Below are 19,084 nucleotides of genomic sequence, written 5' to 3'. Positions count from 1 at the left end.
GCCTACTGGATCCTGCCTTGCGCCGCCGCGACATCGATCATGGCTGCCCGTCGAAGGCGTTCAGACAGCCGGCCAATCCACTATATGCGACCATATTACCATAGGTTGAGAAAAACTTACTGTTCCCCGAACCACTATCCCATTGCTATCGTCCCAAACTTGGGCTTACGGGGCATAGAATCAGGATGGCTGACGGAGACGTTTCTTTATCTATTGTGGTGTCCAACCACATCTCTGCGGCGTTCCATCAAAACTCGGTTCCCACCGTTCGCGAGATTACCGTCGAGAATGGGACCGACCGCGACTTGGTTGACTTGGTGGTCGAAGTCGCATCGGAGCCGGAGTTCGCGGCGTCGCTGTCCCTTCGGATCGACCGTATCCCTGCAAAATCCGCCCAGCATGTCCGCAGTCCCAACCTGCCCTTGAGCATCGCCTTCCTGCGCAAGCTGACCGAGGGGATCCAGGGCGAACTTCGCTTCACCCTCAAGGAACAAGGCACGGAGATCGCCCGGGAGGTGAAGCCGATCCACCTCCTCCCGCCATCACACTGGGGCGGGAGCGGATCGGCCCCCGAACTACTTGCGGCGTTCGTTCGCCCAAATGATCCAGCCATCGACGCAATCCTAAGGGAGGCCGGGCTCAAGCTGGCGGCGGCTGGCAAGCCGAATGCTATCGATGGGTATACCTCGGGGCGCCGTGATCGGGCCTGGGAACTCGCGGCTGCGATTTGGTCCGTGCTGGCGGCAAAACGCCTGACCTACGTCCTCCCCCCGAAAAGCTTCGAGAGGCAGGGACAGAAGGTCCGCTCACCCTCCGAAATTCTCGAGAAACGGATCGGAACCTGCCTCGACCTCACACTACTCTACGCGGCTGCCCTGGAACAGGCTGGTCTCAATCCGATGGTCGTCCTTACCGAGGGACATGCCTTCGTCGGAGTGTTCCTGCGTCGGGAGGAGATGCCGATGGCGGTTGTCGACGACGTCCAAGTCCTCCGCAAGCGCCGGGATGCCGAGGAAGCGATTTTCGTCGAGACGACCTACCTGACCCATACGCCCCCGGCGCGGTTCGGCGATGCCGTGCGTAAGGGAGCGGCCCACATCGAAGACGGCGCAGAGGCTACGCTTGAGCTCGCCGTTGACATCTCGCGGGCGCGATCGGCGCAGATCCGACCGCTCGACCTCGGGGACGGGGCGGCTGCGACGTCAACCGAAAGGCAAGAAGGCCCCGAATTCGACGTCGGCATCGACGAGGCTCCTACGTTTGCCGAGGATATCGTCATTCGGGAAGTCGAAGACCCGAACATTGACAGGCTGGAACGGTGGAAGCGAAAACTCCTCGACCTCACGCTCCGCAACAAGATGCTCAATTTCAAGGACGGCGCGAAGTCGATCCGGATCGAGTGTCCCGAACCTCATGTTCTGGAGGATGCCCTGTCCGGCGGTCGGCGTTTCAAGATATTGCCGCAGTCGAGCGTCCTCGGCGAGGGCGACGTCCGTGACGCCAAGCTCCACGAAGAGAGGACGAACGCCGACGCCCGCCGCCAGATAGCCATTGACGCGCTGGCCCGTAACGAACTGCATTCGACGCTTGATGAGAAGGACCTGAACGCGCGGCTGACCGATCTCTACCGCGTAACGCGCACCGCGTTCGAGGAAGGCGGCTCCAACATCCTCTTCCTCGCTCTCGGTTTCCTGCGCTGGCGGCAGGACGAGAAGGGCAAGGGACAGGAACTCAAGGCCCCCCTCCTCCTCGTCCCTGTCTCCCTTGAGCGGTCAAGTGTGAGGGCCGGCTTTCGACTCGCTCTGCACGAGGATGAGATCCGCTTCAATCCAACTCTGCTGGAGATGCTCCGCCAGGACTTCAATCTGCGGATGAAGGAACTCGAAGGGGAACTGCCAGCCGACGGTTCCGGTATCGACGTGGCCAAGGTCTGGAGCATCGTGCGCGCACACGTGCGAGATATTCGTGGATGGGAGGTGACCACGGAGGTTGTCCTGTCGACCTTCTCATTCACCAAGTTCCTGATGTGGCGCGACCTCGTCGAGCGAATGCACCTGCTCAAGCAGAACTCAGTCGTCCGCCATCTCGTCGACACCCCGAAGCACTCCTATGGCGACGACAGGCCTTTCCCGTCGCCCGCCAAGCTCGACCACGAGCGGCATCCCTCGGAAGTGTTCGCGCCTCTGTCCACCGACTCTTCCCAGCTTGCGGCGGTGTTTGCTGCCGCCGGGGGCAAGGATTTTGTCCTTCACGGACCGCCCGGGACCGGTAAGAGCCAGACGATCACGAACATGATCTCCCAACTGCTCGCGATGGGGCGGAAGGTTCTGTTCGTGTCGCAGAAGACCGCGGCGCTTGAGGTGGTCCGTCGGCGCCTGGTTGATGTCGGCCTGGGGGACTATTGTCTCGAGGTTCACTCCTCGAAGGCGCAGAAGTCGGCAATCCTCAACCAACTCAAGACCTCGTGGCATGAGCGCGCGGTCCCGGACGCGCGCGAGTGGAAGGAGGCGGCCGAGGAACTGGCTGACCTTAGGAATGAGCTGAACGCTCTTGTGGCAGCCCTCCACACCCGCCGCTCCAACGGGATGTCCGCATACCAGACCTTCGGGATCGTGGTGGCCCACCGCGGCCGCTTTGAAGATGTGGTCTTGGGCTGGCCGGCCGCGACGCACGATGAGGCTTTCCTTGCCAACCTCCGCAAGACATGCCGCGACCTGTCGACCGCGATCCGGGCGGCCGGCGATCCTTCCGAGCATCCCCTGCGCGGGATCCGAACACTGGAGTGGAGCCCACGATGGCGCACGGAGCTGACTGCCGCTCTTGATGCGCTTGTCAGGGCTATCGCTCCCCTCGGGGACGCCACCCGCAGGATTGGCGACGTCACCGGCCTGCCTGAGGCGGCCTCCTATGCGGCGATGCGGGCAGTTGCCTTGCTGGCGGCTCTGCTCACCCGCCCAGAGGCGCGAAAAGCCGCCCGCTGCATTGCGACCGACCACGCAGCGCTCCGCTCCGCAATCGAGGACTTGCAGTCCCTGAGGACCAAGGCCGCAGAGCTCACCGGCGGTCTTTCCGGTGCGTACAGTCCATCTGTGTTCAAGGAGGACCTCCGCGCCATCCTCGCGGACTGGCGCGCCGCGTCCGAGTCGAACTTCCTGTTCCGCAGCAGTCGGCAGGGCAAGGTGCGTCTGGCCTTGCAGCCTTTCGCCACTTCTCAGGTGCCGACCGACCTCGGCATGGAACTCGTGAAGCTGCTAGATCTTCAAGAGGTGCGCGCGTCTGCGGAGCGTCTCCGCGAGGTCTTCGTTGCGGTTGGCACCTCATGGGAGGGCATTGATACCGATACCGCGGAGGTCCAGGGCTGGCTCGAGTGGGCGGCCCATGCCCGGAAGGTTTCCTCGCTGGCAGCCGACGTGCTGGGCCTCGACCGCTCCCACATGCTCGAGCGCATGCGCGATCTGCTCGCGGACCATGGCCAGTGGGAGCCGGGACGTGCAGGCGAGGCGGCCAGCAACTTCCTGTCCGTCTGGGAGGTGGCCACGTCCGCAATCACGGCGGTCGCCCGTCTCGCTGGCCTTGGTGACGGCTCGATCCCACTTGCGGAAGGACCACACTGGATCGAGGAGACGACGGCTATCGCAACGCGGTGGAAGTCGAACCTCGGTCGTGCGCAGGAATGGTGCTTTTGGAATACATCCGGCAGCCGAGCGGCCGAACTCGGCCTTGGCCCGCTGGTCGCCGCCATCGGCAGGGGCACCGTCGGCCCTGAGGAAGTGGCTACTGCGTTCGAGGCCGCCTATGCCCGGTGGTGGGCGGACCGCGTTGTGGACAACGACGTCGTCCTGCGCTCGTTCGTTCCCGCCCGCCATGAGGACGTGATCGCGCGTTTCAGGGCGGCTGACGAGCGCGTCGTCGAGCTGTCGAAGCGGATCATCAAGGCCCATCTCTCCGGCGATATCCCGCCGCCCAACGCCTTCGGAGCAGATCCCGAGTGGGGAACACTCGCTCGTGAGATCACGAAGCGTGCCAAGCACATGCCCGTGCGCCGGCTGTTCTCCGAGATCCCGAGCGTGCTCACGAAGCTGACACCCTGTGTGATGATGAGCCCGCTCTCCATCGCCCAGTATCTCCCGCCAGATGGTGCCCCCTTTGATGTCGTCATCTTCGACGAGGCGTCGCAAATTCCTGTGTGGGACGCCATCGGGGCAATCGCCCGTGGCAAGCAGGTGATTATCGTTGGCGATCCCGAACAGTTGCCGCCCACCAGCGTCGGCGAGCGCGGCGTCGACGAGATCGAGGACGGTACGGACGTTGAGGACCAGGAGAGCATCCTCGATGAGTGTCTCGCAGCGAACATCCCGCAAATCCGCCTCGATTGGCACTACCGCAGCGAGCACGAGAGCCTGATTGCGTTCTCGAACAAGCACTACTACCGCGGCGAGCTCGTGACCTTCCCCTCCCCCCTGACGACGGACCAGGCCGTCCGGTACATCCACGTACCCGGGGGCGTCTACGAGCGGGGCAAGGGCCGCATCAATCAGGAAGAGGCCAAGGCAGTGGTCGCCGATGTTGTCCGGCGTTTGAAGGATCCCACATTCCGTGCACGGAAGCAGTCACTTGGCGTGGTCACCTTCAACGCCGAGCAGCAGCGCCTTGTGGAGAACCTCCTCGACCAGGAGCGGCGTTCTTATCCGGAGCTGGAAGACTTCTTCGACCGGACCCGCTGGCATGAACCCGTGTTCGTTAAGAACCTGGAGAACGTGCAGGGCGACGAGCGTGACGTCATTCTTTTCACTGTCGCGGTGGCGCCGGACCAAGCTGGCCGGGGCGTGGCCACAATCAGCTCCCTCAACAAGGAGGGCGGCTACCGCCGCCTGAACGTGGCGATCACCCGCGCTCGGCGGGAGATGATTGTCTTTGCCACACTCCGGCCGGACCAGATTGACCTCAGTCGCACGAACGCCCGCGCCATTCGCGACTTCAAGCACTTTCTCGAGTTCGCCGAGCGTGGTCCCCGCGCTCTGGCGGAAGCCTTTACTCCCACCGGCCGTGATACGGAGTCCCCATTCGAGGACGCCGTGAAGAAGGCGCTGGAGTCCCAAGGATGGGAGGTCCATACCCAAATCGGCGTCTCCAAGTTCCGCGTTGATCTCGCGGTCGTACACCCGGACGCACCGGGCCGCTACCTCGCGGGCATCGAATGTGACGGAGCGACCTATCATCGTTCGGCCACGGCCCGCGATCGCGACAGGCTGCGGGAACACATCCTCACCAAGCTCGGATGGCGCATCCGACGGATCTGGAGCACCGAATGGTGGATGGATACCGAGCGTGCTTTCGAGGCGCTCCACGCGAGGCTTACGGCTGACCTTGAGGAAGATCGCAGCAGGCCTAAGGCGGCAGAGGCGATCCCTGATGGGTTGATACCATCTCAAGGCGATCTCGCGCTGACACCCGCCGCAGGATCCACCGACACAGAGCCGTCCTCAAGCGACTACATGCTTGTTGTGGCTCCTGCGACGACCGAGCAGGTGACACCGCCCGCGCACGATCAGGACAATGAGACCACCGAGGAACAACGCATCTACGCCCGCCGAGAGGCTGATCCTCGCAAGGCTACCGTCATTCCGACTCCGCAGGGCATCTACGTCCCCGCCAATCTCGTCGACAGTGGACATGTCCCCGATGGAGGCCACTTCTACGACCCGGCCTATCGCCCAAAACTCAGGGAGATGGTCCGGCACGTGATCCGCACCGAGGGGCCAGTCTTTGATGACGTCCTTGTCCAGCGGCTGGCTCGATCACATGGCTTCCAACGTGCAGCGGGAAAGATCCGGGAAATCGTCCTCGGCGTGATTCCCCAAGATATTGGACGGACCGAGGAGGATGGACGCCTTGTGTTCTGGCCAGAGGCGAGCGATCCCGGGCATCCTTTTCCTCTCAGGGAGTCGGATCCGGAGGTGAGGTCGCATGGCGACATTCCTATTCACGAGTTGGCCAGCCTCGCCGCGAGCCTGGCTGCCGGCGGAGAGGATGACGAAACGGTCATTCGACTGATGGCAGAGAAGTTTGGACTGTCGCGGATTAAGCAGGGAACGCGCACGCGGTTTGAGGCAGCCCTCGAGTTCGCGAAACGGTCTATCCGTACATAGTCTTAGCCTCTGGCTAATACCTCAAGATCCTTACAAGGATGACTGGTTCCGAATGACACCCGAAGCTGGCGATACGCGACCGACACTTACCCAGGTCCAAATCATTCAATCGCTCGCCGAGGCCCTTGCTTGGTTCGAGAAGGAGCTGAGCTGGGGTGTCGCTCCGGCGGAACTGAACCATCTCACCGGCCGGATTGGCGAACTCTACGCTGCGATGATCACACGCGGCCAGATGGCTTTGGAAACGAATCAACGGGGATACGACGTCGTTTCGTCAGCAAATGAGCGTATCTCCGTGAAAACCATCACGACCTCTTCCCAAGTGTCCTTCAACGCCTCGACTTTCGAGTTCGTCGACAGGGTTATGGTCTTCCGGGTCAACGTGGACGAGGAGAATGGTATCTCGGTCGAGGAACTTCTCGATGAGAGCGCCGACGCCGCCAAGGACAGGATGCGTCTCAGCGCAGGCAACTATATCTATCCCATTGCGCAGGGTTCGCGACGCGAGAAACGACCCGTCGATGACTTGCGGGTGACTGCACGCGCAAGCTACTCTAATTTCGAAATTGTCCGATATGAAAGCGGTGCAATTCGCATCCTCCGCGAGGGAGTCATTCAACCCGTCGTCGTCAAGGATGTTCTTCGTCCCATTGCTGCCGAACTCGGTATCAATGTTCTAAACTCAAGGAGCGAGACAAAGAACACGCAGATCCTCGGCGCCGAAGTCATCCGCGCGATCAATTTGCGTAACAGCCGATCCGAGGCACAAGAGTAGCGGGCAATCTTCCAAAGGTATCCCCGGTCACCCCCTGTTAACCTTGTAGCGACCAGTTCTACCCTACTGTCTCTCACATTCGTGAAGGCGACGGCTCATCGACCGCCGCGGGAGAGACCAGATGCAGGGACAGGCCGATCTGTTTCTGGGATTGGATGAAGCGGCTGCACCGATCCAGAACCCAGTCACTTCTGAGATCCAAATAAAGCCGCAGGTGCAGAAGCGTGCGCTCCCGCTCGATCCATCCGACTTTGAGAGAGCGGCCCACGTCCTTGAGGGGAGCGGCCTATATCGCATCCTGCGCCGCCTCCATCCAAGACCTGTAGTCACGTCCCGCGCAGCAATCCCCGGCCAGAAGCTCGCGGTCATCGTGGACACGGAAACCACAGGTCTCGATCACACCCGGGACGAGGTCATCGAGGTCGGGATGGTGGCGTTCTCGTATGACGAAGACGGCAGCATCGGTGATGTCGTCGGCACCTTCAATGCCCTGAGGGAGCCTTCGGTCTCAATCTCGCCAGAGATTACACGCCTGACCGGGATCACGTCCGAGATGGTACAGGGCCACACGATTGATCTCGATGCCGTCGAGGCGTTCATCCAGCCCGCCCATCTTGTGATCGCCCACAACGCCCGCTTCGACCGCCCCTTCTGCGAGCGCCTAGCTCACGTTTTTTCCCTCAAAGCCTGGGCCTGCTCCCACGCCGAGGTGTCTTGGTCGGATTTCGGCTTCGAAGGCTCAAAGCTGGGATACCTTCTGTCTCAATGCGGTTGGTTTCACCAGGGGCATCGGGCTGTCGAGGACTGCCATGCCCTTCTGGAGGTGCTGGCAGCCCCCCTCCCCGGGAATGCTGGATGCGCCATGTCCCATCTTCTCAGGTCGGCTCGTAAAGCCCTACTGCGGATCTGGGCCGAAGGCTCGCCCTTCGACATGAAGGACAACCTCAAGAAGCGGGGTTACCGCTGGAACGATGGCACAAACGGACGTCCCAAATCCTGGTTCATCGAGATTGCCGAGGATGTGTATGAGGCGGAGATGAAGTTCCTGCGGCAGGAGGTCTACGGTCGAGATGTGGAGCCCTTCACCCAGCGGATCACTGCCTTCGAGCGCTTTCGAGCCACCTCATAACCTGTCAGATGTCACGAAGGTATTCGTGTTGCCCTACACCTCAGTCGGCTCGGCGTCCGAATGTGTTTGCCTCCGGGAATGATCGATGGGCTAGCCTCTCAGTCACATCTGACGAATACGCTGATGCTGCTGGCCACATCGGCCAGATCGGGTGGCGAGAGGCGTGACGCACCAGAGGCTGCCGGCACCTCAATCCGAGTGCTCTCCAGGAACGTGGTCAGCGCCCCTGCCTTGATGGCGAAGTTCACATTCTGGGGGACATCCCCAATGGCAACCACCGTCTTGAGGGCGTTGAGCTTGGATGTCACCACGCCGACGACATTGCCATTCTCATCCAGCAGCGGCCCACCGCTATTCCCCGGCTGAACCGGAGTTGAGATCTGGAGAAAGCGGCTATCGTCCCCGATGCCTGCCAGTGCGGTCACATTGCCCAGGGTGAAGTTGCCGGAGCTTGCCAGGACACTGTTGAGCGGAAATCCGAAGGCCGCGACGGCTTCGCCGAGACGAACGCCCGCTCGGACAGTTGCGAACTTGTCCGTTGGTTGGTCAGCCTTCAGCAATGCCAAGTCGTTGGTCGTATCCCGGGCCAGGATCCTTGCCGGAAGCGGCGAGCCGTTGGAGGGCTTGATCTGGACAGCAGCGCAACCTTCGATCACGTGGTTGTTCGTGACGACATGCCCCTCCCGGGTGACGAAGAAGCCCGTCCCCAAGGACGTACGCTTCTCCTCCTTCGGAGCCGGGTTCGGCGCGACAGGGGTGGGTCGCGCAACCGCAACACTTTCCGGCCGAGGGGCCGGCGCGCTCCTCGGGATATATCCCTCCTCCTCGAGGTGTTTGCGCAGGGCTACCGGAAACTCGATGGTCCGCTCCTTGCCGTCCGGACAGGACCCGCCCACCTTCGCCACCGTGCATTCTGTCAGGGGCCAATCGGTGCCTCGATCGTACAGGGGAAGCATCCGGCTCCAGGCCTCGTCGAACTCGCCCACAATGGCTTTCGTCGCCACCCAGGCAGCGAGGAACCCGTTGGATCGCCACAGGCTCGGCTCTCGGCTGGCGAGATACTCTATCCGGTAGAGCTCCTGACGCATGTAGGTTCGGAAGGCTGGGTGGGCTGTCACATCGATGAGACGGTCACCGGAGAGCTTCGAAACGCTCTCAGGCGCCCAGGATCCTGCATACGGCGCGAAGGTGTAGAGGAAGGTCTGGTCGACGCTCAGCAGCTCTGCGGTGCCATCGCCGTCGATGTCATCGAAGGTGTAGCCGCCATCCCCGTCGATGGTCTTGCCCTGAACAACGCGCCACTCGGTTCCAACCTTTGTGGCGATCTTGGTCACGGTGCAGCAATGAGCGCCACCCCAGAAGGACGAAAAGACCACCTGCGGCTCGGGACTGGTGGGGTCGAGGCGAACGACGGCGACCTCGGCGTTCGGCACCTCGTTCGAGCTTTCCTCAAGGCGCGCCGTGAAGGCCAGACGGCCGTTTGCAGATCCGGACAGGACGGGAAAGCGTCCGCCCTCCTTCCCGCTTGCAAGGCTCGAGACGTTGAGAACCAGTTCGCCCGAGCGCAGATTGACCTGCTCCGCGCCATCGTACTTTGCCTGGATCAGAGGCTTAAAGGTCGAAGGCGTCCACACCTCGGCGACATAGCCTTGTCCTCTGGTGATGATGGTGTCGCTGGGGATTTCGCCCGTGCGGACCAGCGCTTCCTTGTAAGCCCGGGGGTTCGGGATGCGCTCGGGCCCGGCAACGATGGCGTACCATCCGTTCGTCGCCTGCATGACCCTCACGGTCGGAAAGCGCCAGCGGTAGGCGTGCGCAACGCCAATGGCCTCATCAAGGCTCTGCCGGCTCGCCAAAGCAACCCAGCGAGCGTCACCCGAGAGCGTGAAGGAATTCGCTAGGGCCGATGGACCGAACGCACAAATCGCAATGGTGACCGCAATGGAAACAAGACGCATGACAAACCCCCGACAGCGGCCACTCAGCCAACCCACTGTCGACCTGTCAACTCAGAACAACTGCGAAGACGACCTCGCCTGCTCGAATCCGACGAGCTGCTGTCCGCCAGGCATTCGGCGTCACTAATCAATCGTGTTCTCGCGCGGGATTACGGGCACGAAACCGTTCGTGATGCCTTTGTCCCTCGCTATGGAGTTCGTACGAGCCGCGCGCCTCAGGGATCAGGCGCCGCATTTCTCGAAATTCGGAATACTAGGACCCGGGCCAAGCTGGCCGCGTGTCGTGGCAGTGAATCCCGTCTGGCTGCCTCCTACACGGGCAACGATCGTGAGCGTTTCCCCGCATTCCACAACCTAAGAACAAAAGAAGAACATTTTGCTAGAGACTCGAGCGTCGAATCAGTAACGTCGCGGCTCTCAAGGGAGGTGACGATGACTAACCAGCTTCAGGTCACGAGCGATACGGACCGGTTGGAGGCTGAAGTAACGGCCGTGATCGAGGCCTGTGGTGGCGATCCACGAACCGCCATTAAGGCCCTTCTCGTCGAGCAGCACATCCAGGAGCAACGGATCGAACGTCTCGCCGCAGCCCTGTCGTTCGGGTACGTCCGAGGGCGGACTGGGGTGATGCCGACCTGGGGTGGCTCCAGCCACGGTGAAACCTCCCGATCATGATGATCGCGTGACTTGGTACCGCTATTGGCTGAAGCAAATGAAGAACGGTGAGGTGATCCATGCAACACAGTCGTTTGAGAAAAGCCCGGCGTCTCATGACACCGGAAATTGCAGACAGGCTCTTGGAGTCCTTGCGGCCGACCCGCCATCTCCTCACGCGAGCGCTGGCTGACATCCCGATCGGTGGCGAGGAGTACCGACAGATCGACCCCGTTGTGCAAGAGATCGACGGGCTCGCCGAGATCCTGATCGGCGATGTGACTCACTATCATCAGAAGGGTCATTTCATACCAGTGCTCAACAAGGGACATGGCGGCGGATAGGCATGGAAAGCCACACGCCCACGCAGCAGGAGGCGGGCATGACGGGTTTTCGAGACCTACCGTTCGGGCAATCGGCAGTCGCCCCAAAGTCCGGTATTCGCCGCATCACGGACGTTCGGTGTACTTCCGAGATGTGCCAATATGCGACATTCCCGGTTTCGGCGTGAGATGGGGATACGGCATAGCTGAGCCCTCCTCCTGATCCAGTGACATCTGGTACAGGCTGACCAGTATCTCCAAGGTCTCCAGGAAAACATCAGGCCGGCCACTGCTCTGATCCGGAAGCTTGAACAGTGCGACGGCCTCTCAGATGCGGAGCGATCCGCGATTGCGCATGATGCCCTTTATGAGACGGTTCGTTGTCTGAGCGCGGATCTGAACAGATTGAACCTCAAACCGTTGCCTCCTCCGCTGGCAGGAATGATCCAGGCGTCAGCGCCTGAAGGATCTGTGGGCTTCCTCGGCAAGCGAAGAGCAGGAGGTCAAGCCATGCCAAACCACTACAAGGAGCGCTGGGAAGGCCCCATCAGAGGCCTGCGCCTGCCACTTGCCGCGTGGAACAGTCTGCACAATCAAGGCATCACGACCATTGATCAACTCACGGCTGTTGCAGATCGGCTTGAACGACTCCCTGGGATCGGGTTGACCATGGCTCGGATTATCCGGCAAGAACTAGCCCGTCTGGCTGCAACCGAGTAGCCCGTCAGAATTGCAGGTCCCCAATAGACAAAGAAAAAGCGCCTGTCCGAAGACGGCGCTTTGAGTTTACGGATCCGTAGGGGCAAAATAAAACAAATCCGATGAAGGCCACCTGCTCACATTACTTCCGTCCTGTCTTTGTTCTTCGCTCATTATAGTGTGCGGCATTTTGGCAGGAATGGCTAAAAATACGGTTTTGTACTTATTGCATACCTCGCCCGAGGCAGGTATGCAGGCGTCACCGTAGGGGCAAATACGGGTTCAAGGGTCGCGAACACGATCAAAAGATCGGGCACGACCCTTTTCATTGGCGAGCTTACAAGCTTGCAACAAACAAAGTTTGTCGATCCTCGTCTGTGATGATCAGCGCATGGCCTGCCTGAGCGTGGACGGCCAAGGCCTCATTCCAAATCGCATCTGTCATCTCTGGATCCAGTGACTGCCACAGGTCGGGTAGATCGAGACCTGTGCTATCCCAGAACATCCGGTTCTCAGTGCGATGATGAAAGAAGTAGCGAGGCATGGAAGATCCTCCTGATGAGGAACTGCCCTGAGCACCAAGAGGTCCGCACGTCAGCGGAGATAACTGGTTCGGGGAGGTTTCCCGGGGCAAACCAAAGGGATTCCACCGAGCATCTCTGCCGCAGATCTGAATAAAGGATGCTCTCCTTGGATGTAGAATACTCTACCGTAGCCGGTCCAGCCGAAACCTCCTGCTCCGTTTAACCCAAGTGGCAAAGCGGTTGGTGCAGCCGCGCCGGCTCAGGATACGGCTTCTGAAAGGAAGCTCCTGAGACTGGTCCCCGCCAGCGAGGGAGTTTTTTCGTGAGGAAGAAGAAGCCGGGACCTGTGCTTTCTCCAGCCTCCCCACTTGGTCAATCGAGGATCAGTGTCTGAGGCGACACTAATTCTGAGCCTTGCCATGCATTCTTCAAGGAAGAGATTGAGGCCAGCTCAGCAGCCAATGCAGATGCCCCTGGTCGCTCTTCTGAGCCTGACATCCCTCGCACGCTCTGCGGCTTCGGCCTTTTTACGGACAGCGACAGCCATCGCCGCGCTTTCTTCTGCCGTATAGATCCTTTCGGTCGTTGCCTTTGACCCTTCCTTAGCTGCCTGTGCCTGAGCAACCTGAGGGGCAAGAACAGGAGCCAATATGAGAAGGGCCATCAGAACGCGCATAGATCGGCTCCACAGAGGGTTTGATTGTTGGAGCCTAGCACACACCTGCCAACCAACAGTTGGCTATTGCGCTGCTAACCAGTCACTTAAGAGTGACCGCTGCATTTGCGATTAAGGTCGAACACTTTTTGCAAGCAGCCACCTAGGACTCCTTTACAGCACTGGCTCTTTCAAAGGGCGAGCGGCCCACCATATAGAATAAACCAGCGGCTCCTTAGTCGACCGTTGTCCTTTTGGGCGCACTCCTGCACCTCGAAGTGCCTTAGGCTCTGAGGTGTGCTATGAACAACTCATCGAGATCAAGTCAGCCCTACCAAGCTGTCATCGTAGACCCGTCAACCGGCCTCGCCACGATCGAGACCCTGGTTTGCGACAGTGAAATGCAAGCGCGTGAGTGGGCGTGCAGTCTTGCCCACACGAGCCGTGTGCAACTCTGGCATAACGAGAGGATGATTGGGTCCTGCACGCCGCCTCTGGGTCCGATGAAGTCCCCTTTGTCCTAATCTTGGCCGTCAGACCGTCCTCGAGATTGTTGAGCAAAGGACCTGCCATGCCTGTCGATATGCCTCCCAACCCCAAGAAGTTGCCAGCAACTCATGAGACATTGTCCGGCTGGGTTACAGGGGTACTGAACTGGTCGGCCTTTGTTATAGGTCTTGGTCTTTGCCTTTGGATGATCAACCACAGCGTTGGATCTCCGGAGCACACCCATGCTCCACTCAGTTCCGGCGTTGCGAGTACCGAGGACTAGATCTCATCCGCTGAGCTTGACCGGGAGCAATGTCGATGATTGGTGATATGGACCAGTCACGGAGTACGCATCCGGGCAGGGCCGCCTTGTGGGATTGAGGCATTTGGAAGACCACTGGCTCTATCGACGTCGATATGGACGGTGTTGTAGCCATGGACATTATCAGGGACCGTGGGCCGGTCAGCCGCCTGGACGTGGTCGACACTGGTCGCCGTCGCCGGTTCAGCGATGAAGCAAAGCTCGCGATTGTGGCCGAGAGCCATCGCGGCCCAAAGCAGGTCTCGGCCACGGCGCGCCGGCACGGGATCACCCGCTTTCAATTGAACAGCTGGCGCAAGGCTCACAGAGAAGGACGGCTTGGCGCTGGTTCATGGGATGGGTTTGTGCCTGCCCTGGTCGTGCCGGACTCGCACGCGCCCTTGGAGCCTTCGCCGACTGCGCCGGTACCGCATTCCCCACGCGGCCCCGGCCGAATGGACGTTGTCACGGCGAATGGGCGGCATGTGATCGTCGACCGGGATGTTGACGTCGATGCGCTGTTGCGGATCATCCGGGGCCTCGAGGCGCTGCGATGATCCCCATCCCAACAGGCGTTCGGGTATGGCTGGCGACGGGCTATACCGATATGAGACGGGGCTTTCCATCGTTGGCCCTGCAGGTGCAGGAAGTCTTAAAACATGACCCGCTCAGCGGTCATTTATTTTGCTTCCGGGGTCGTCGCGGCGATCTGATCAAAGTGATTTGGCACGATTCCCAGGGGGCATGCCTGTTCACGAAGCGCCTCGAGCGCGGCAGGTTCATCTGGCCGTCAGCGGCTGATGGCGTGGTGACAATCTCGCCGGCGCAGCTGTCTTATCTTCTGTCCGGAATCGATTGGCGTGCCCCTCAGGAAACCTGGCGTCCGACACGGGTCGGGTAGCATTATTCAATTGAAAAGACAGGGGAATTCTGATCGAATGGTGTCATGCCTTCAAAGCCTGATGATCTTCCAGAAGACCTTGCAAGCGCCTATCTGGCGCTGCTGTCCGAGCGTGAGGTGTTGCAGGCTGAACGAGATGTCGTTGTCGCCGAGAGGGACAGGGCTGTGGCGCAAGCCGCCAAGGCCCAAGCCCTGTTGTCCGACAGCGAGGCCCTGATCGCCAGTCTGGAACTGGCGATCGAAAAGCTGAAGCGCGAACTGCGCGGCCAGCGCTCCGAGCGCGCGGCGCGACTGATCGACCAGATGGAATTGCAACTCGAAGAACTGGTGATGGCCGCGACCGAGGATGAGGTTGCGGCACAGGCCGCCACCAGGAACTCAAACGGGCGCTCTTTTGTGCGCAGGCGGCCAGTCCGAAAGCCCTGGCCGGAGACTATCGAGCGCGAACGCGTGGTGCTTGATCCCCCGGCGACCTGTGCCTGCTGCGGTGGCTCGCGCCTGGCGAAACTGGGCGAGGACATCACCGAGACGCTGGAGGAGATCCCGCGTCGGTTCAAGGTGATCGAGACGGTGCGGGAAAAGTTCAGCTGCCGGGACTGTGAGGCGATCAGCCAGCCGCCGGCGCCGTTCCATGCCACGCCGCGCGGCTTCATCGGCCCTCATCTGCTGGCGACGATCCTCTTCGACAAGTTTGGCATGCACAGTCCGCTCAATCGCCAGAGCGCCCGGTTTACATGCGAAGGCATCGCGTTGTCGACCTCGACGCTGGCCGATCAGGTTGGGTTTGGAACCTCCGCTCTCAGGCCGGTCTTCGATCTGATCGAGAAGCATGTCTTTGCGGCCGAGCGCCTTCACGGCGACGATACGACCATCCCCATCCGAGCCAAAAGCAAGTGCACGACCGGACGGATCTGGACTTACGTGCGGGACGACCAGCCGTTTGGTGGGCCTGCGCCGCCAGCCGCGGTCTACTACGCCTCAGGTGACCGCCGCGGCGAGCATCCGCAGAAACACCTGGCCGGGTATGGCGGCATTCTGCAGAGTGACTGTTACAATGGCTTCGAGCCGATCAGTGTTGCCGAACAGAAAACGGTGCCGATTACCTTTGCCTTCTGCCACGCGCATGCGCGACGGAAATTCTTTGAACTGGCCGATATCGAGAAAAGGGCTCGGGATCGCAAAAGAAACGGCAAGCCGATCTCCCCGATCGCGTTGGAGGCCGTCAAGCGGTTCGACGCGCTGTTTGACATCGAGCGTCAGATCAACGGCTTGAGCGCCGCGGAACGACTGGCTGTGCGGCAGGAGAAGAGCAAGCCGCTGTTCGATGAGATGCACGAGTGGCTGAAGCGGGAGCGTGCCACGCTCACCCGATCGTCCGAGGTGATCGGCGCCATCGACTACATGCTGAAGCGCTGGGATGGCTTTGCCCGCTTCCTGGAGGATGGCCGGGTGTGTCTGACGAACAATGCCGCCGAACGGGTCTTGAGAGGGATCGCCCTGGGGCGCCGCAACTGGACCTTCGCCGGTTCCCAGCGCGGGGCCGATCGGGCCGCCGTCATGCTTACCCTCATCACGACCTGTCGTCTCAACGATGTCGATCCAAAAGCCTGGCTCGCCGACGTGCTGGCCCGGATCGCCGATCTTCCTGTCGCCCGCCTGCCCGAATTGCTTCCCTGGGCGTGGAAAGGCCGACGGCTGGCCGAGAACCCGGCCTCCCAGCTGGCCGCGTGACCGAAAAGGGACCGACGAATGGGATATCGCAACTCAACGCTGTACACGCTGAAATACGTGGCTGACATGCTCGGTGAAGACGAGGACTTCCTGCACGAGTGCTCCATCGAGATGTTCCCGGAAGACGGCCGCCTCAGTGCCTACGACAACTACCCAGCCTCCGAATTGACCGAGCACATTGTCCTCTTCACCGAGGATGGCATCGAGAACCTCAAGTACATCATCGAGGCTCGCAGGACCGTCGCATCACAAAAAGCCGCCCCTTAAACCTGCACCAACGTTAGCCACGATCCCATCGACGCGCGAGGCCTGATCCCGCGGTCTTCCTCGGATGCGTACGTCACGGAAGCACTCTCGCATGTTCATCATTGGCATTGTGCTTTGAAGCGTGCGGGAGCGGGTGACTGTGCATGGGCTGGGCCCAATAATCATGAATCCACCCCGCATAAACACGGTCCTGTCTTTGAATTGTGATGAAAAAGGGCAGGTTATATATTAAATAGATCAGCAGACACGCCGCACTTGTTATTATTCGATAGAGGACCTATATAGTTCTTATCGGATTTTGGCCGGACAATCGGGTCGTTTCGCTTTTGACACTGTCAGGCGCACGTTCGGACTTTCTTACCATTACATCGACGAACCGAGTTGAGGTCGCGCTGGTGCGCGCCTTCCCTCACGTGCATCTACAGCAATCGCGAAAGGCTACCCCCATGATCATGGGCACCGTGAAATTCTACAACGACATGAAGGGCTTCGGCTTCATTCAGCCGAACGATGGCAGCAAGGACGTGTTCGTTCATGCCACGGCGCTTGAGCGCGCCGGCATGCGCGGCCTGGTCGAAGGCCAGAAAGTCTCCTTCGATACAGCCGAGGATCGTCGCTCCGGCAAGATTGCCGTCAACAACATTGAAACAGCGTAATCACTGATGACCGGCTCAGGACATAGGCCTGTGCCGCTCGGTCTTGAAGCCGCTCCCCTGTGGGGCGGCTTTTTTGTTTGCGCCCGCAATCACTCGGCAGCGGTTATCCGCCCGGCCCTGCCCGACAGCAGTTGGGCTCCAGGAGCAATGAATGTCTCACAAATATAAACTTCGTGAGTTGGTCCGCATTACCCATCCGAACTTCTCGGACAAGCGCGCAACGACAAGCGGCGTCTACGAGGTGACCCGCCTCATGCCGGCCGATCAGACTGGCGAGGTCTCGTACCGCATCAAATCATCCGGTTTCGGCGAGCGCGCTGTGCGCGAGAGCGAGATCGTGGCGCAGACATGAGCCAATTGACCAGCGCAAACGCCTTCTTTCACGGATCGCAGATCTACGATCCTGTCGCCCTGCTTCGACAGGGCGATGAGACCGTCTACGTCGCTCGCGTCGGCAGGGAGGCGTCCCGACAGTTTATGATCCTCACGCCAACAGGTGAGCCTGCCTGGCCACATGAGCCGCTCGGTAGTCTCTCGGATGTGGGTTGGGCTCTTCGAGCCCACGCGTGGCACCTCGTGACGCCCGAGCCGATGGGCGGGAGCGCTCAGCAAGCCAAGACACTGGCGCGGTTGCTCGCGGAGCGAGCCTGACGATCACCAATACAGAGGTGAATGCATGGATGAGGACACATCGCTCGCAACGCTTTTGCCTCTCAACCCGCAGGAGGCTCCCCATGGTTGATCAACCAACCAAGCTTGATGCGCATCGCGGCATGGCAGCCCAGAAAGCCACCGACCTACGACGCCTGCGCTCCGAGGTCGAGGCTGACCAGGCAGCACTGCACGCAAGACAAGCGGAGTTGGAAGACCTGCTTGCGGCCGCTCCCGCCACTGACTGGCCGGAAGCGATCGAGAAGGCGCGCTATCTGCTGGGTCTGCTTGCGCGGAGTATGGATGCATCCGACCTGCGTCGGCGCAGGCTGATCGACCGGGTGCTGGCCGACTTTGATCACCTGCTCGACAAACCGCCCCACGACTGAGACGAATTTTCCAGAACCCAACTGACAACGGAGATACCCTATGGCCAGAGGCGAAAAGCGCGGCAACCGTGAGGCAAAGAAGCCGAAGCAGGACAAGCCCAAGAACCCGATCCCGGCCTCTCCCTTCGTGAACCAAGGCAAGGGCAGCACTCCGGCGAAACCGGTGGGTGGCAAGCGGGCATCATAGCTGGGCCGTAGCCGGAGCGATGTCAATTGAGGCCTGACCCAATACCCGGGCACATCCTTCTGGGACGAGTTGAAGATCGAGTCGAAGCGTTTCAGCATGTTGGCGGCTCGTTCGTCGCTACGATCGATGCCGTCCGCATGCCGATGGTGGTCGCCGACCCGAGTCGAGCGGAAGCCGCTTACTGCCCCCCGTGAGGCGCTGCCCAATCCAGTCCTGGGCCATGTCCAGGTTGGAGAAAGTCGGGTGGCTTACTCCATCGATCGGGCCAAAGCCTGCCTCCAGGTACCATTGCCCCGGAGCCACCTCGTTCTCGTCCGAGAGGCGCACCAGCACCGCTACGAGCCGTTCCTCCTCATCGAGGATCATCATGCCTTCCGCGTCGAAGCCGGTCGCAACGCGAATGGGCTGAGGGGTGAGCGTCATGCGGCCGCCTGATTGCTCCCTAGGTCCAGGTAAGTCGGATCGAACTCGCCTGCTTGCTTCAACCTCTCCCAATCAGAAATGTTCAGCCGGTCACCGCTCAGCTCGATCAGGCCATTTATTGCATACCTCGTCTGAGGTAGATATGCAGGCGTCTCCGTAAGGGCAAATTGCGGATTGAGGGTCGCGCACGCGTTCATAAGATCGGGCGCGGCCCTTTTCCTTT

The 19,084-nt window shown here is 60.6% G+C and carries 18 protein-coding genes; 15 read left to right on the top strand and 3 right to left on the bottom strand.

Going from position 1 to position 19,084, the window contains the following annotated elements; genetic code table 11:
• The first annotated feature begins 305 nt into the window (after positions 1-305).
• From RE429_RS10175 to RE429_RS10165, 3 genes are all read left to right on the top strand, one after another.
• Entirely contained in the window at positions 306-6,149 is a 5,844-nt protein-coding gene (locus RE429_RS10175) for a DUF3320 domain-containing protein (protein WP_414470669.1), read from the top strand.
• 52 nt (positions 6,150-6,201) lie between these two features.
• On the top strand, positions 6,202-6,924 hold the full coding sequence (locus RE429_RS10170) for a DUF6998 domain-containing protein (protein ID WP_414470668.1): 723 nt from the start codon (positions 6,202-6,204) through the stop codon (positions 6,922-6,924).
• 121 nt (positions 6,925-7,045) lie between these two features.
• The gene (locus tag RE429_RS10165; RefSeq protein ID WP_414470667.1) at positions 7,046-8,053 is read left to right on the top strand and encodes a 3'-5' exonuclease; all 1,008 of its coding nucleotides are present in this window, start codon (positions 7,046-7,048) and stop codon (positions 8,051-8,053) included.
• Positions 8,054-8,151: 98 nt separating this feature from the next.
• Here the strand turns inward: RE429_RS10165 and RE429_RS10160 are convergent, their stop codons facing one another.
• On the bottom strand, positions 8,152-10,011 hold the full coding sequence (locus RE429_RS10160) for a S1C family serine protease (RefSeq protein WP_414470666.1): 1,860 nt from the start codon (positions 10,009-10,011) through the stop codon (positions 8,152-8,154).
• A gap of 432 nt (positions 10,012-10,443) precedes the next feature.
• Here RE429_RS10160 and RE429_RS10155 point away from each other — a divergent pair, with 432 nt between their 5' ends.
• The 3 genes from RE429_RS10155 to RE429_RS10145 all read left to right on the top strand — a co-directional run bounded on the left by RE429_RS10155 (position 10,444) and on the right by RE429_RS10145 (position 11,708).
• Positions 10,444-10,686, top strand: a complete 243-nt coding sequence (locus tag RE429_RS10155) for a hypothetical protein (RefSeq protein ID WP_414470665.1) — start codon at positions 10,444-10,446, stop codon at positions 10,684-10,686.
• Positions 10,687-10,745: 59 nt separating this feature from the next.
• Entirely contained in the window at positions 10,746-11,009 is a 264-nt protein-coding gene (locus RE429_RS10150) for a hypothetical protein (RefSeq protein WP_414470664.1), read from the top strand.
• 489 nt (positions 11,010-11,498) lie between these two features.
• Entirely contained in the window at positions 11,499-11,708 is a 210-nt protein-coding gene (locus RE429_RS10145; RefSeq protein WP_414470663.1) for a hypothetical protein, read from the top strand.
• 316 nt (positions 11,709-12,024) lie between these two features.
• Here RE429_RS10145 and RE429_RS10140 read toward each other — a convergent pair whose 3' ends face one another.
• Positions 12,025-12,231, bottom strand: coding sequence for a hypothetical protein (locus RE429_RS10140; protein ID WP_414470662.1), 207 nt, complete (start codon positions 12,229-12,231; stop codon positions 12,025-12,027).
• Between the two features lie 1,541 nt (positions 12,232-13,772).
• On the opposite strand from RE429_RS10140, the gene tnpA reads away from it, so the two are divergent.
• The 9 genes from tnpA to RE429_RS10095 all read left to right on the top strand — a co-directional run bounded on the left by tnpA (position 13,773) and on the right by RE429_RS10095 (position 18,438).
• Positions 13,773-14,213, top strand: coding sequence for an IS66-like element accessory protein TnpA (gene tnpA / locus RE429_RS10135; RefSeq protein ID WP_414470661.1), 441 nt, complete (start codon positions 13,773-13,775; stop codon positions 14,211-14,213).
• The gene (gene tnpB, locus RE429_RS10130; RefSeq protein ID WP_414470660.1) at positions 14,210-14,557 is read left to right on the top strand and encodes an IS66 family insertion sequence element accessory protein TnpB; all 348 of its coding nucleotides are present in this window, start codon (positions 14,210-14,212) and stop codon (positions 14,555-14,557) included. Before tnpA ends, tnpB begins: the two co-directional genes overlap by 4 nt.
• Positions 14,558-14,602: 45 nt before the next feature.
• The gene (gene tnpC / locus RE429_RS10125; protein WP_414470659.1) at positions 14,603-16,288 is read left to right on the top strand and encodes an IS66 family transposase; all 1,686 of its coding nucleotides are present in this window, start codon (positions 14,603-14,605) and stop codon (positions 16,286-16,288) included.
• A gap of 18 nt (positions 16,289-16,306) precedes the next feature.
• The gene (locus RE429_RS10120) at positions 16,307-16,555 is read left to right on the top strand and encodes a hypothetical protein (protein WP_414470658.1); all 249 of its coding nucleotides are present in this window, start codon (positions 16,307-16,309) and stop codon (positions 16,553-16,555) included.
• A gap of 446 nt (positions 16,556-17,001) precedes the next feature.
• Complete coding sequence (locus RE429_RS10115) at positions 17,002-17,211, top strand: cold-shock protein (protein WP_414470657.1); 210 nt, start codon at positions 17,002-17,004, stop codon at positions 17,209-17,211.
• Between the two features lie 151 nt (positions 17,212-17,362).
• A complete protein-coding gene (locus tag RE429_RS10110; RefSeq protein ID WP_414470656.1) occupies positions 17,363-17,563 on the top strand; it encodes a hypothetical protein in 201 nt (66 codons plus the stop codon).
• A complete protein-coding gene (locus RE429_RS10105; protein WP_414470655.1) occupies positions 17,560-17,862 on the top strand; it encodes a hypothetical protein in 303 nt (100 codons plus the stop codon). The genes RE429_RS10110 and RE429_RS10105 overlap by 4 nt, the downstream gene beginning before the upstream one ends.
• 83 nt (positions 17,863-17,945) lie before the next feature.
• Complete coding sequence (locus RE429_RS10100; RefSeq protein ID WP_414470654.1) at positions 17,946-18,251, top strand: hypothetical protein; 306 nt, start codon at positions 17,946-17,948, stop codon at positions 18,249-18,251.
• Between the two features lie 40 nt (positions 18,252-18,291).
• Positions 18,292-18,438, top strand: coding sequence for a hypothetical protein (locus tag RE429_RS10095; protein ID WP_414470653.1), 147 nt, complete (start codon positions 18,292-18,294; stop codon positions 18,436-18,438).
• A 117-nt stretch (positions 18,439-18,555) separates the two neighbouring features.
• Here the strand turns inward: RE429_RS10095 and RE429_RS10090 are convergent, their stop codons facing one another.
• Positions 18,556-18,861, bottom strand: a complete 306-nt coding sequence (locus RE429_RS10090; protein ID WP_414470652.1) for a hypothetical protein — start codon at positions 18,859-18,861, stop codon at positions 18,556-18,558.
• Positions 18,862-19,084 lie beyond the last annotated feature (223 nt).

The organism is Microvirga sp. M2 (assembly GCF_047497095.1).
In the GTDB taxonomy this organism is placed as follows: Bacteria; Pseudomonadota; Alphaproteobacteria; order Rhizobiales; family Beijerinckiaceae; genus Microvirga.
This window is presented reverse-complemented; position numbering and strand designations above follow the sequence as displayed.